Annotated in this window: 13 protein-coding genes; 5 read left to right on the forward strand and 8 right to left on the reverse strand. The window is 40.9% G+C overall.

Annotation, left to right across the window (positions count from 1 at the left end; translation table 11 throughout):
• Positions 1-44 precede the first annotated feature (44 nt).
• Positions 45-749 carry a UMP kinase gene (gene pyrH / locus NPE20_RS21145; RefSeq protein ID WP_256540696.1) on the forward strand — a complete coding sequence of 235 codons (705 nt, stop codon included), beginning with the start codon at positions 45-47 and terminating at the stop codon, positions 747-749.
• A 230-nt stretch (positions 750-979) separates the two neighbouring features.
• On the opposite strand, the gene NPE20_RS21150 is transcribed toward pyrH, so the two are convergent.
• The 6 genes from NPE20_RS21150 to NPE20_RS21175 all read right to left on the reverse strand — a co-directional run bounded on the left by NPE20_RS21150 (position 980) and on the right by NPE20_RS21175 (position 6,703).
• A complete protein-coding gene (locus tag NPE20_RS21150; protein WP_256540697.1) occupies positions 980-2,734 on the reverse strand; it encodes an ABC transporter ATP-binding protein in 1,755 nt (584 codons plus the stop codon).
• 460 nt (positions 2,735-3,194) lie between these two features.
• On the reverse strand, positions 3,195-4,139 hold the full coding sequence (locus tag NPE20_RS21155; RefSeq protein WP_256540698.1) for a bifunctional helix-turn-helix transcriptional regulator/GNAT family N-acetyltransferase: 945 nt from the start codon (positions 4,137-4,139) through the stop codon (positions 3,195-3,197).
• A gap of 227 nt (positions 4,140-4,366) precedes the next feature.
• Positions 4,367-4,846: a hypothetical protein gene (locus tag NPE20_RS21160; protein ID WP_256540699.1), complete on the reverse strand. Its 480-nt coding sequence runs from the start codon at positions 4,844-4,846 to the stop codon at positions 4,367-4,369.
• 17 nt (positions 4,847-4,863) lie between these two features.
• Complete coding sequence (gene frr / locus NPE20_RS21165; protein ID WP_256540700.1) at positions 4,864-5,427, reverse strand: ribosome recycling factor; 564 nt, start codon at positions 5,425-5,427, stop codon at positions 4,864-4,866.
• Between the two features lie 285 nt (positions 5,428-5,712).
• Positions 5,713-6,105 (reverse strand): RNA-binding regulator, encoded by a 393-nt coding sequence (rbp, locus tag NPE20_RS21170; protein ID WP_256540701.1) that lies wholly within the window; start codon positions 6,103-6,105, stop codon positions 5,713-5,715.
• 145 nt (positions 6,106-6,250) lie between these two features.
• Positions 6,251-6,703, reverse strand: coding sequence for a 3-oxoacyl-ACP synthase (locus NPE20_RS21175; protein ID WP_256540702.1), 453 nt, complete (start codon positions 6,701-6,703; stop codon positions 6,251-6,253).
• Between the two features lie 305 nt (positions 6,704-7,008).
• Here NPE20_RS21175 and NPE20_RS21180 point away from each other — a divergent pair, with 305 nt between their 5' ends.
• Entirely contained in the window at positions 7,009-7,194 is a 186-nt protein-coding gene (locus NPE20_RS21180) for a hypothetical protein (protein WP_256540703.1), read from the forward strand.
• On the opposite strand, the gene NPE20_RS21185 is transcribed toward NPE20_RS21180, so the two are convergent.
• Together NPE20_RS21185 and NPE20_RS21190 are read right to left on the reverse strand one after the other, a co-directional pair.
• Positions 7,191-8,306, reverse strand: a complete 1,116-nt coding sequence (locus NPE20_RS21185; protein WP_256540705.1) for a CapA family protein — start codon at positions 8,304-8,306, stop codon at positions 7,191-7,193. The two genes, NPE20_RS21180 and NPE20_RS21185, sit on opposite strands and share 4 nt — an antisense overlap.
• 61 nt (positions 8,307-8,367) lie before the next feature.
• Positions 8,368-8,946 (reverse strand): C40 family peptidase, encoded by a 579-nt coding sequence (locus NPE20_RS21190; RefSeq protein ID WP_256540706.1) that lies wholly within the window; start codon positions 8,944-8,946, stop codon positions 8,368-8,370.
• Positions 8,947-9,529: 583 nt separating this feature from the next.
• Between NPE20_RS21190 and pdhA the strand changes: the two genes are divergently transcribed.
• From pdhA to NPE20_RS21210, 3 genes are all read left to right on the forward strand, one after another.
• Complete coding sequence (pdhA, locus tag NPE20_RS21195) at positions 9,530-10,525, forward strand: pyruvate dehydrogenase (acetyl-transferring) E1 component subunit alpha (protein WP_256540707.1); 996 nt, start codon at positions 9,530-9,532, stop codon at positions 10,523-10,525.
• Positions 10,526-10,566: 41 nt separating this feature from the next.
• On the forward strand, positions 10,567-12,249 hold the full coding sequence (locus NPE20_RS21200) for a dihydrolipoamide acetyltransferase family protein (protein WP_256540708.1): 1,683 nt from the start codon (positions 10,567-10,569) through the stop codon (positions 12,247-12,249).
• Between the two features lie 344 nt (positions 12,250-12,593).
• Positions 12,594-13,313 (forward strand): DUF3667 domain-containing protein, encoded by a 720-nt coding sequence (locus NPE20_RS21210; protein WP_354003284.1) that lies wholly within the window; start codon positions 12,594-12,596, stop codon positions 13,311-13,313.
• Positions 13,314-13,486: the final 173 nt, after the last annotated feature.

Here is a 13,486-nt window from a genome sequence, read left to right on the forward strand (position 1 = left end):
AACAATACTATTTATTATCTATTTTTGATAAATCTTCCTTATAAATGAAATATAAAAGAGTTCTACTAAAGCTTAGCGGCGAATCCCTGATGGGCGAACGCCAGTATGGCATTGATAACAACCAGGTATTACAATACGCTCACGATATAAAAAGCGTGAAAGAACAAGGCATAGAAATAGCCATTGTTGTTGGTGGCGGTAATATATTTAGAGGACTTAGTGCCGAAAAAAGTGGAATGGAACGTGCACAGGCCGATTATATGGGTATGCTGGCAACAGTTATTAACTGTATGGCACTGCAAAACGCGCTGGAAAGTATCGGCGTAGAAACCCGTCTGCAGTCGGCAATTAAAATGGAGCAGATCTGCGAGCCTTATATCCGTCGCCGTGCTATGCATCATTTAGAAGTTGGTAAAATTGTGATATTTGGCGCCGGTACCGGTAACCCATATTTTACAACAGATACCGCAGCATCATTACGTGCCATAGAGATAAAAGCGGACGTTGTACTGAAAGGAACCCGTGTAGATGGTATCTATACTGCCGACCCCGAGAAAGACCCCACAGCAACCCGTTATGACGAAATCAGCTTCCAGGAGGTTTACGACAAAGGCCTAAATGTAATGGACATGACCGCCATTACCCTTTGCCAGGAAAACAAATTACCTATCATCGTTTTTGATATGAACAAAGAAGGTAACTTCATGAAAATTGCAAATGGCGAGCCTATTGGTACGCTGGTAAAATAATAATACAAGTCATGCTGAACTTGTTTCAGCATCCCACAAGCTAAGTAAACAAGAAAGCCCTGCTGATTCAGCTGGGCTTTCTTGTTTTTAATATCTGTCATTTCGAACGATAGTGAGAAATCTTGTTTAGAATAACAGGCGGCGACTTTGCATGACGAACAAGATTTCTCCTCGCTACGCTCGTTCGAAATGACAGGGCGGATTTACGAGCGGGGTGGGCTGGCGTTTACTTACGCATCCACCGTATGTTTCTCGCCAATTTGTTGCCTCCACATGGCATAGTATAGGCCTTTCTGATCTATCAGGTCGAAGTGCTTGCCCGATTCTATAATATGGCCTTTCTCCAGCACATAGATACAATCAGCATGCATAATGGTTGATAACCTGTGAGCTATAAGGATGGTGATATGATCATTTAATACAGATACATCACGGATAGTATCGGTTATTTCTTCTTCGGTTATAGAATCCAGTGACGACGTTGCTTCGTCAAATACAAGAATATCCGGTTTACGTAATAAAGCACGCGCTATAGAAAGACGTTGTTTTTCACCACCAGATACTTTTACACCACCTTCGCCAATTACAGTATCTAAACCATTATCGGCACGGGCAAGCAAGGTTTGGCAAGCCGCGCGCTGTAGTACGTTCATACATTCCTCGTCAGTCGCGGTTGGGTTAACAAACAGCAGATTCTCGCGAATGGTACCCGAAAATAACTGCGTATCCTGCGTTACAAAGCCAATTTTCTCGCGGAGCTGGTCAAGGTCAATGTCTTTACTTAAAATATTGTTGTAAAGGATATCGCCTTCTAAAGGCTGGTACAAACCAACCAATAATTTCACCAAAGTAGTTTTACCTGAGCCCGATGGCCCAACAAAAGCGATAGTTTCACCGCTGTTAGTTTTAAAGCTAATGTGATTAAGCGCGTTGCGGTTTGCTGTTAAGTGTTTAAAACTAACATCGCTAAAAGTAAGGGTGTCTACTTTCTCTAATAATACGGGTTTATCAGGCTTGGCATCAATTGGGATACTCAGTATTTTTTTGAAGTTACCTAAAGAAACCTCGGCTTCGCGCCAGCTTAATATAACGTTACCAAGTTCCTGTAATGGATTAAACAGGAAAAAGGAATAAAATAAAAAGCTAAAGTATTGGCCCGGCGAAATGGTTTCTTTAAATATTAGCAGTAATAAAACTACAACCATTACACTACGTACAAAATTGACCGTTGTGCCCTGTACAAAACTCATGCTGCGCACATATTTTACCTTCTTCAATTCTAAATCGAGGATCTTGTAGGTAGTAGTGTTTAGGCGTTTTATTTCCTGTTTGGCTAAGCCGAGGCTTTTTATCAGTTCGATGTTTCTTAACGATTCGGTAGTTGAGCCGGCAAGCGCTGTAGTTTCTGATACAATATTTTTTTGGATGCGTTTTATCTTACGGCTCATGGCCATACTTACGAATGTAATAACAGGGATAGCCGCAAAATAAACCAACGTTACCTGGTAGCTTACAGTTGCCGAGTACACAATAACGAACACCATACCAATCAAACTCACAAATAGTATGCTGATGAACGACGTGATAAACTTCTCGCAATCTAAACGCACCTTTTGCAATATGCCTAAAGTTTCGCCACTACGCTGATCTTCAAATACCTGGTAGGGAAGTTCAAGAGAGTGCTTCAACCCGTCGGCATACATTTCGGCGCCAACTTTTTGGGTAATGATATTAGTAAAATAATCCTGAAAGTTTTTGGCTATACGCGATACCATGGCAACACCAATAGCCATGCCTACAAGCTTAAGCACGCCGTAAAGGTATTCGTCATGGCTTAGTACTTTATATTTTTCGATAAAGTTATCTACAATACGGCCGGTGATATATGGGTCAAGCAAAGAGAACCCAATGTTCATACCTGCTAAGAACAGCGCCAGAACAACCACCCAGCGGTGCTTTGATAAATAGGAGAGTAATATTTTCATGTTATAACACAAAAATAAAAAAAGGGAATGGCTAAGCTACTCATTCCCTTTAATTTGACAATACGGTTATTTGTTAACCACAGAGAAAAAGGAGATTCTCACAGAGAAGCACTGGGTATAAATAGTTTATTAATGAGATTAGTATAAGATATGTCATGGGGAGCTTGTGGTACCATTAGCAAAGTATTCAGGTCTTCGACAAGCTCGCCATGGTAATTATTAGTAAATGGCATGAGAAGTGTTCACGTTCACGGCCGTGAACACCACTTATAACACATAAACGACTGATAATAAGCTTATTTAAAAATAAGCTACTGACAAAATAACGTCACCATTAAATCCAAACCTGGCGCAAGGAAACATGCGCTATAATATAGTCGGTCACGCTGCACTACCCCGCAAAGATCTGCCATTGCACCTTCAAAGCCACGGGATTTGATAACACAGACTGACAGATCTCCTACAGCTCCAATATCATTTGAATATTGCAGCGCTCGTATGGCGATGGCATCCCGGTAACTTTTTTAAAGCCAAGTTTATGGTACAGGTTTATAGCCGGCTTTAATATGGTATTGCTTTCCAGATAGATCTTTTTAGCGCCTAACTCTTTTGCTTTAGCAATGCTTGCATTCCCTAATATAAAACCGATGCCTTTGCCCTTTGTCTTTGGCGACACCGCCATTTTGGCCAGCTCGTACATATCATTATCCATTTTGATAAGCGCGCAGGCACCAACAGGTTCATTATTATATAAAGCGATGAGGATATGCCCGCCTTTACTAAGTATATACTCATCCGGATGGTCAAGAGATTTATAATCTGTTGCTTCCATCTTAAAGTATTGGGTTATCCACTCTTCATTGAGTTGTTTAAAGGCCGGTTGATATTCTGGTTTGTAATCTACTACCTGTACATCCTTGCTTTCGCGGATTTTCTTTTCATCCTTTACACGATTGAGCAGGCTTTTCTGCTCCAGTAAAAACTCCCATTCTTCAATCGCTTTCCAGATATTGTATTGGGTTTCGTTCAGCGCATTTTCAACGGCCGAGTTTACATCAGCATATTGTACCTGGATGCGTTGGTTTATTTCGCGGCCCTTATCTGTTAACCCGATGTAGTTTTTGCGAGCATCGGCTTTGTTGGCCACTTCCTGCGCAACGCCATGCTTCACCATTTCTTTTGCTATAGTACTTACTGATGGGTGCGAATGGCTTATCTCCTGTGCAATTTGCATAATTGATTTATCCTCACCCTCGGCCAACGCATAAAACACCGGGAACCATTTCGGGTTCATGTTGATATCATATACTCTATATACCTCGGCAGCCTCATCGGTTAATTTTTCACTTAGCCTGCGCAGCCTGCTGCCCAATGCCATCTTGCCAACCTTATTATAAAACTCCATAGCGCGATATTAATTACGTAATCAATTACGCAAATATATAAAGTGTTTATTTATCTGCAAAATAATTATTTTGAAACTGTAGGAAGACGAAGAAATAGGGAAGATGTCATGGTGAGCCTGTCGAACCATAGCCAAGCGTACACGTCTACACAGGCTCAGACTGACGGATGCGGTTATTGCAGATACATTAAACAGAGATATCTCAGCAGCTTTAAGTTTATAAGAAATCACTCATTAACTGTATGAGCTTCAACTATCTCAAATTTGAGTACCCGGGAATTGGAGCTGCTATCAACGTCTAAGTTGATCGTTTCTTGTGGTGCAACAACATGTTTCTCTGTTTTTTCTAATATTACGTCACCATCGCCTTTCAGGTATGCTTTGCAAACAAAATCTATATGATGATTAGTAGACTTATTAGTAAGATGATATAGCCGTGCTATAAGCGTTATTGGTCGAACTATATTATTACTCGTGTCAATTGTGGGAATCTCATTAATTTCACTTGATATTACACCATAATTTTTAAGATCAGGCGCCGAATTGCAAGAAACACCAATTACTATTGATATGCAAAAGAGATGAATATGTTTCATCTTAGCTGAAAAAGGTGCTGATGCCATAGAACTAAAGCTAATTAAATTAAACTTAGTAATTATGCAGTAATACCAAAAAAAGGGATGAACCTTTCGGCCATCCCTTTTCATATTAGCAGTTTAAAAACTTAAACCGTCATGATATCTTTTTCTTTTGCTTCTGATAGCTGATCCACCTTAATGATGTAAGCATCAGTCAGTTTTTGCACTTCGGCCTCACCAACTTTAATTTCATCTTCAGATACACCTTCAGTTTTTAATTTTTTGATTTTTTCGTTAGCATCTTTACGGATATTACGTATAGCAATTTTACCGGTTTCAGCTTCACCTTTCGCTTTTTTAACCAGGTCGCGACGACGCTCTTCGGTTAATGGCGGAACATTAATGCGGATAATAACGCCATCATTTTGTGGGTTAACACCCAGGTTGGCTTCTTTAATAGCTTTTTCTATAGCAGGTAATAATGATTTTTCCCATGGCTGTACAATAATAGTACGTGCATCCGGAGTGTTTACGCTACCTACCTGGCTCAACGGAGTAGGGGTGCCGTAGTAATCAACATTAACATCATCCAACATTGATGGGTTGGCTTTACCTGCACGTATTTTGGTTAATTCGCTATCTGCATGGGCAATTGCTTTGTCCATTAAAGCTTTTGCATCATTTACTTGTTTCTTAATGAGTTCGCTCATTGGTTATGGTTTTTGACAAAAATAATAAAAAGTATCAAAGCCCCTTAAAATCTTATCTATCCAAACAAGAATTTATTTGCCCCATTAACAAAATGCCGGGCACACGGGTTAATTAGCTATATCACAGAAAAATAGCGGGTAAAATATTATTAATATAGCAAGCATTATCCTTAAAAAAAGGCAATAAAAAGCACGCTAACAAAATTATGAGAGCGTGTTTCAAAATAAATTAAAGCAAAACACCGCAAATATTAACAGTGTTCTGCTTTTAATCTGTACAGATTATTACCAACGGCTACCGCCGCCGCCGCCTCTGCTATCTTTTGAGTAGCCGCCACCGCCGCCACCTCTGTTGTTGTCTCTTGAGTAGCCACCGCCACCGCCGCCGCGGTTGCCACCACCAAAACCACCGCCACCGCTTCTGCGATCACCTGGTTTTTTGTCTTCTGCCTGGCTAACGGCAATTGAGCGGCCACTAACTTCAGAACCATTTAAGCCTGAAATTGCTTTTTGTGCTGCTTCGTCATCAGACATTTCAACAAATCCAAAACCTTTGCTTCTGCCGGATTCTCTGTCAATAATAATTTTCACGGTGGTTACTTCACCATAAGCTTCGAAAAGCTCTTGTAAATCTGCTTCCTCTAATGAGTACGGAAGGCTTCCTACGAATATGTTCATCAAAAAATAGTTTAGTAATGATCAGTTTATGAGCTGTCATTTATTTGTTTACACCAAATATAGAATAGAAATCAATCAATTGTACAATAATTTGTTAAACTATATTTTTTATTTTATAAATAAGCACAATTTATAGGCCGGAAAATTAAATAATTGACTGTATTTGATAAGTTTTATCATTTAAAATAAATTCTTCGCCCGCTTTTTTATCTTTCAGTTTAAAGCCAATTGGCGATGCGGGTGATACCGCGAAAAAGTTTTTGCCATCTAAAAGCAACGTCCCCGCACTAATAGCCAGGTAAAAATTGCCATTATTGGTAAATATCACACTGCCGGTTTCTGCTTTTTGCGATGTGCCGTTATACGAGATCTGGTTTAAGGCTACCATTAGCTTGTTGGCCTCGTTCAGTTGAGCAAGGTTACGATTGGTCTCTTGCTGCGCCATTTCGCGGCCGGTTTCATATTTATCACCGGCGCTGCTCTTAGTATCATCATTTTGAGATTGTTGCGCCTCGGCAATTGCCTGTTCGGCGGCTTTCATGCGGGTTTGTACGTAAGCAACGCACAACGCATGCAGCTTTGCTTTTATATCATTCATTATATTATAATATATATCAATATGGAACGAAGATGTATAAAATGGGCGGGATTACTTAAGGCTATAAAAAATAAAAGCCCCAGGCACTCGCTGCCCGGGGACTTTCAACCTAAACCTTATCACAATGTAAATGCGAGGCACTTACGATATTATTAACGTAATACATTGCAAAATCATACATCCACCCTTAAGTAAATTACATATTTATGATATATATCAGTTATTATAAGCAAATAAGCATAAGCAAACAAAGCGATGTGATAGTGGTTAATGAATAGTTGTTTACACATAACTAATTATAAAACATGAACTTAAAACGTACTTTCGGAGCCATACTTACCGTATTGGGAATTGTTGGCTTAATTTATACCGGTGTCCAAATTATTCAGCACACCGGTGCAGCAACTACATTAATTGTTGTAGGTTTAATTTCAATAATCTTCTTTTTTACGGGGATAAGCCTTGTGCGCAACACAAAGGACGAAGCTTAATTTGTAACCAAAGGGGTAATTGCTCCCGAATCGGAAATACTTAAACCGGGCTGAATAAAATCGGCCTCGGTTAAAGTTTTTATGCGAAACGCCGTGCGGTTTAAAGCATCGGGCCTTAAACCTGTTTGGTGGTTTTGTATGTAGGATATTAACCGCCCATCTAAAAATTCGCCTTTTTTATTAATGCGAAGCTTTAATAAAGGCGCCAGGCCGCAAACGCCACTTACGCTTACACCTTTATAGGTAACAAAGTTACCCAGGCTGTAAGCTATTAACCTGTTTTTGTATAGTTCCATTGCGCGGCTAACATGAGGGCCGTGACCAAATATTACATCAGCGCCGGCATCAACTGCCGCATGGGTAAATGCGCGCAGGTTACCGCGGTTTTCTCCTTTAAATATTTCTGTATCCGCAGGCACATGTTCATATTCGGTACCTTCACCACCGCCGTGGAAAGAAACGATCACAATATCACTATTAGCTTTTAACTGCTGAATTAGATTCTTCGCAGCCGCTATCTCCAATAAAGATACAGTTTGCCCGTTTGGCGAAAACGCGCAAAAGCCATATCTAACGCCATTTAAAGTGAATTTTTTTGAGGGATGGCTTTTAAAGCCGGCCGTGTTTATACCCAGGCTATCCAAAATTTTGATAGTGCTTTTTCGCCCGGGCCGGTCAAAATCATTAGAGTGGTTATTGCCAACACTTAGTACATCAAACCCTGCATCTTTAAAAATACCGCCATAGTTTGTTGGCATCCTAAACAAATAGCCTTTGTTTTTAAACCGTAGCTTATAACCAACAGGTGCGCCGGTATCCAGCAATACCCCTTCCAGGTTGCCAAAAGTAAGGTCGGCTTTGCGCAGATCTTCCAGTGCATATTTAAAGCTGTTTCTGGCGCTATCGGGTGGTAAAAAAGTACTGTCAGGGTATGAAGATCCCAGCATAATATCGCCCACGGCTGCAATATTTATAGTATCTGATATTGGTTTAATAACAGGTTTCGCTGTTTCTGTAACCGGGTTTTCTGCGATGGCTTTCTTTTCGGGCAGGTTACGGCATCCGGTAATTACTATAAAAGCAGAAAGAAATAATATTAACCGGGTTTTCATGCGGGGCAAAAAAAAATCCTTTCAGAGTTAGTGAAAGGATTAAGATATAATTTAGGTTTACTTAGTTAGCTGGTTCATCGTCGTCAGTTGATGACGCCGAAAGTTCACTTTTAAATGATTCTAATAAACGGCCGCCTTTATAAAAATAGCGGCTATAGTACGCATCGTCTAAGCTGCTTATTGCAACACCTTTTGATGATGCATGCGCAAACCTGTTGTTACCCAGGTAAATGCCAACGTGTGATATGCTGCGGCTGTGAATTTTAAAGAAAACTAAATCACCCTCTTTCAGATCGTCTTTACTAACAGGGTTAACCATGCTGAAAATATCGCGTGAACTACGGCGGATAGTTAAATTGAATACATCACTATATAACTGCTTTGTAAATGCCGAGCAATCAATGCCTCTTCTTGAGCTACCTCCAAAACGGTAAGGTGTGCCTATCCAATCGTATACAAAATGGAAAAGTTTCATATTTGAGGTTGCAGATACCGCAACACCCATTATTTGTGATAAATAATCTTTTGCTAAACTCTCTTGTTCGGCCGATTCGGCTGCTGGAGTAGGAGCGTTTTTTGTTTGAGCATGAGCTGCTAAAACGCTCATAAATAATGCAATAGCAATTATTGTTTTCTTCATTTAATCCCTTTAATTGCTGAATTAGGACAGCAAATGTATATTAAATCGGACGTTGTGTCTATTGTTGGATACAAAACTATCCAATAATTTTTAATTACCAAATTAATCGTAAGGTTTTTTTCCTATAACGATTTAAGCAATGTTTTTAATTGGTAGTAATAATTATATCGTTAAAGTATTGATCGTTTCCATTTTTTGAAATTGTCGTTGAGTTATCGGAGGGTCCTTGATTCGGGCTGTGCAAAAACAGGGCATGTAAATTCAGCCCATAGATGACTACTTAGAAAAGCCTAAAAAGGGTTTTAAAACGTCCAAATTCGCCCCTTAAAAGTATTGGTTCGATTGCATTTGATAAGATTTTTTTTGAAAAGAAAATTGTGGAAAATGCAGTTTTCGCGCTCGTACAAAGCGTACATTTTACACCACTTCCAAATGTTATTTCGCTTTTTATAAAAATGCTATGCATGCATTGGAATGGCGCTTTAAAAATTTAATCAAATCATGCTAACAAATTCGTTCCAGTTTCGGTTATTTGCAGGATATAATTAGATTTGCACTTTCTCATAGAAACTTTATTTAATAAATGAGTTCAATCGAAATAACTAAAGACACCTACCTGATGTGGTATGAGTCTATGCTACTGATGCGTAAGTTTGAAGAAAAAACCGGTCAATTATACGGTCAGCAAAAAATACGCGGATTTTGCCACTTGTACATAGGCCAGGAAGCTGTATTAGCAGGCGCCATGTCTGTTATACGCCACGAAGACAGTTTGATAACCGCATACCGCGATCACGCTCACGCTTTGGCAAAAGGCACAAGCCCTAACGCTATCATGGCCGAAATGTACGGTAAAGCAACCGGATGCTCAAAAGGCAAAGGCGGCTCGATGCACATGTTCGACAAGGAAAACCATTTTTATGGCGGGCATGGTATTGTAGGCGGCCAGATCCCGATGGGTGCAGGTATCGCATTTGCAGAACAGTACAAAGGGACCGATAACGTAAACATTGCCTACATGGGCGATGGTGCCGTGCGCCAGGGTGCACTAACCGAAACCTTTAATATGGCCGCGTTATGGAAGCTACCTGTAATTTTTGTTTGCGAAAACAATGGTTACGCCATGGGTACTTCGGTAGAGCGTACTACCATACAAACAGATATTTACAAATTAGGCTTGCCTTACGGTATCCCGTCATCACCGGTTGATGGTATGGACCCGGTTGCAGTACACAATGCAATGGACGAAGCTGTATCACGCGCACGCCGCGGCGAAGGCCCAACCTTTTTAGAAATGCGTACATACCGTTTCAAAGGCCACTCGATGAGCGATCCGCAGAAATACCGTACCAAGGAAGAGCTGGAAAGCTACAAAACAAAAGACCCTATTGAAACAGTAAAACTAACTATACAAAAAGAAGGTTATGCTGATGATAAATGGTTTGAAGAGATAGATGCTAAAATTAAGGCACAGGTTGAAGAGGCAGTTAAATTTGCCGAAGAATCGCCTTGGCCTGATGCATCAGAACTTTATACTGATGTTTATGTACAACAGGATTATCCTTACATCCGCGACTAATATCTTATATTTATAAATATTAACAATATTCATCACAGTATATGGCTGAAGTAGTTAAAATGCCTAAAATGAGCGATACCATGACCGAAGGGGTATTGGCGAAATGGCATAAAAAAGTTGGCGACAAGGTAAAATCGGGCGATGTTTTGGCCGAGATAGAAACCGATAAAGCCACTATGGATTTTGAATCGTACCAGGATGGCACCCTGCTTTATGTAGGTGTTGAAGAAGGCAGCGCCGTTCCGGTTGATGCTGTTATTGCCGTTTTAGGTAAAGAGGGTGAAGATTATAAATCTGTTTTAGAAAGCGCTGCTGCACCTGCAAAAACAGAAGAAAAACCTGCCGAAGAAGCTAAACCTGCCGTTGCTGAAGATAAAAAGGCTGCTGCACCGGCTGCTGCTGCAAAACCAAAAGTAGACTTATCAAGCATACCGGCAGCGGTTATCCGTATGCCATTGCTTAGCGATACCATGACCGAGGGTACTATTGAAAAATGGTACTTTAAAGTTGGCGATAAAGTAAAAGCAGATGATTCACTTGCTGATGTAGCAACCGATAAGGCTACTATGGAGGTTGTGGGTTACGAAGAAGGCACACTATTATATGTTGGCCTTAAAGAAGGCGAAGCTGCAAAGGTAAATGACATTATTGCCATTGTAGGTAAAGAAGGTACCGATATCACCCCGTTATTACAGAATGATGCCGGAGCTGAAGCACCTGCAGAAGCTGCCGCTGAAGAATCAAAAGAAGCCGCCGCACCAGCTGCAACGTCTGACGCTGCGCCAACTGCTACTGCAGCGGGTTCAACAGAAGATGACAGCCGTGTTAAGGCGTCTCCGTTAGCACGTAAAATAGCTAAAGATAAAGGCATTAATTTAAATGATGTAAAAGGCAGTGCCGATGGCGGCCGTATCATCAAAAAAGATATAGAAGGCTTTACACCATCTGCAAAACCTGCAGAAACCGCTAAACCGCAAGAAGGCGCACCAGCTGCTTCCCCTGCAGAAAAAGCACCGGTTGTATTGCCAACTTACACAGGCGAAGAGAAATTTACCGAAAGAAACGTTACGCAGATGCGTAAGGCTATCAGCAGAAGGTTATCTGAAAGCTTGTTCACCGCGCCGCACTTCTACGTTACCATGTCGATAGATATGGACCAGGCAATTGCTGCCCGTAACAAAATGAACGAGGTTGCACCGGTTAAAATATCATTTAACGATTTTGTATTAAAAGCTTGCGCGGTTGCCTTAAAACAACACCCTGCTATTAATTCATCGTTCCTGGGCGATAAGATCCGCACCAACGAGCATGTGCACATTGGTGTAGCTGTAGCGGTTGACGAAGGTTTGCTGGTGCCGGTTATAAAGTATGCCGATGGTAAATCGTTAAGCCACATCTCGCAAGAGGTAAAAGAGTTTGCCGGTAAAGCGAAATCTAAAAAATTACAACCTGCCGAAATGGAAGGTTCAACTTTCACCATATCAAACCTTGGTATGTTTGGTGTTGATGAGTTTACCGCTATTATTAATACACCAAATGCTTGTATCCTTGCCGTTAGTGGTATAGCGCAAGTGCCGGTTGTTAAAAATGGCGCGGTAGTACCCGGCAATGTAATGAAGGTTACCCTAAGCTGTGATCACCGTGTGGTTGATGGTGCAACAGGTGCCGCGTTCCTGCAAACATTAAAATCATTACTGGAAGAGCCGGTAAGGATGATGATATAAGTCGGAAGTCCGTAGTCGGAAAGTCCGAAAGATTTAAAAAAGCGATGGGTTTACTCATCGTTTTTTTTGTTTGTACGCACTCCCCACCACGTCATCGCGAGGTACGAAGCAATCTCTTCACATGCAAAGCGGCCTGCCAAGTTCGGAGATTGCTTCGTACCTCGCAATGACGGTTATTTAATTGTTACGCCGCGCAAAACTCGGGCATCGGTTCATTGATGAACAAATTATTCTATTTACCTTTAGCAAGTTATAAGGTTGAAATGCTATATTTCGGCCTGTGCTGAAGCCTAAACCGCCGGCATTATGTAAAACTTATCACTCATAAAAGCTTAGACAGTAAGATGCCTAATTGTAAAAATTGCAATACCGAAGTAAATCAAAACTATTGTTCAAATTGCGGACAAGCGTCAGTCCTTAAAAGAATTGACAGCCATTACATCGTTCACGAAATTGAACACATCTTACACGTCGAACGGGGGATATTATACACCGTTAAGGAGCTTTTAATACGACCGGGGGAATGTGTGAGGCATTTTATTTCTGAAAATAGGAGCCGGCTTGTAAAGCCCATTATTTTTATCATCATAACTTCTTTGATCTATTCACTCGTAAATCACTTTTTTCATATCGAGGACGGTTATGTGAAATATGAAGACTCAAAAAAAACGACTACAGCGCTGATCTTTCAATGGATAAGCGGGCATTATGGCTACGCGAATATCATGATGGGGATGTTTATCGCGTTATGGACTAAACTATTTTTCAAAAAGCACGACTACAATTTTTTTGAAATTCTGATCCTCCTGTGTTTTACTATGGGGATGGGGATGCTGATCTTCACTGTTTTTGCAATTGTTACCGGCATAACACATTATAATTTGCTGGAATTTGGCGGCTATGTGGGAGTAATTTACTCTGCCTGGGCAATAGGTCAATTTTTTAACAAGAGTAAGGCAAGCTCCTATTTTAAGGCACTTGCCTCTTACATGTTGGGGATGATCACATTTTTCCTTTTGGCAATGGCAATAGGGGCAGTAACCGACTTGGTTATTAAACACTAATAGTTAGTGGTGCCTGCCGCCGCGAGCTTTCAGCTCGTGTTATTGCATGGCACAGTGCCGTTACGAGATACGCTACGCTAACTCGCGGCAGCGTCGAAGGGGTTACCCATCGTTATTTTTGTTTGTACTAATGTGGGTCATCCTGAGCCTGTCGAAGGACGCGCGGAGGGTAT

It is taken from the genome of Mucilaginibacter aquariorum (assembly GCF_024498135.1).
Taxonomy (GTDB): domain Bacteria; phylum Bacteroidota; class Bacteroidia; order Sphingobacteriales; family Sphingobacteriaceae; genus Mucilaginibacter; species Mucilaginibacter aquariorum.

Coding starts and splice junctions, on each gene's coding strand:
- NPE20_RS21150 (WP_256540697.1), bottom strand. CDS start 2,734: ATGAAAATATTACTCTCCTATTTATCAAAGCACCGCTGGGTGGTTGTT.
- pyrH (WP_256540696.1), top strand. CDS start 45: ATGAAATATAAAAGAGTTCTACTAAAGCTTAGCGGCGAATCCCTGATG.
- NPE20_RS21180 (WP_256540703.1), top strand. CDS start 7,009: ATGAACTTAAAACGTACTTTCGGAGCCATACTTACCGTATTGGGAATT.
- NPE20_RS21210 (WP_354003284.1), top strand. CDS start 12,594: ATGCCTAATTGTAAAAATTGCAATACCGAAGTAAATCAAAACTATTGT.
- pdhA (WP_256540707.1), top strand. CDS start 9,530: ATGAGTTCAATCGAAATAACTAAAGACACCTACCTGATGTGGTATGAG.
- NPE20_RS21190 (WP_256540706.1), bottom strand. CDS start 8,946: ATGAAGAAAACAATAATTGCTATTGCATTATTTATGAGCGTTTTAGCA.
- frr (WP_256540700.1), bottom strand. CDS start 5,427: ATGAGCGAACTCATTAAGAAACAAGTAAATGATGCAAAAGCTTTAATG.
- NPE20_RS21185 (WP_256540705.1), bottom strand. CDS start 8,306: ATGAAAACCCGGTTAATATTATTTCTTTCTGCTTTTATAGTAATTACC.
- NPE20_RS21160 (WP_256540699.1), bottom strand. CDS start 4,846: ATGAAAAGGGATGGCCGAAAGGTTCATCCCTTTTTTTGGTATTACTGC.
- NPE20_RS21155 (WP_256540698.1), bottom strand. CDS start 4,139: ATGGAGTTTTATAATAAGGTTGGCAAGATGGCATTGGGCAGCAGGCTG.
- NPE20_RS21175 (WP_256540702.1), bottom strand. CDS start 6,703: ATGAATGATATAAAAGCAAAGCTGCATGCGTTGTGCGTTGCTTACGTA.
- NPE20_RS21200 (WP_256540708.1), top strand. CDS start 10,567: ATGGCTGAAGTAGTTAAAATGCCTAAAATGAGCGATACCATGACCGAA.
- rbp (WP_256540701.1), bottom strand. CDS start 6,105: ATGAACATATTCGTAGGAAGCCTTCCGTACTCATTAGAGGAAGCAGAT.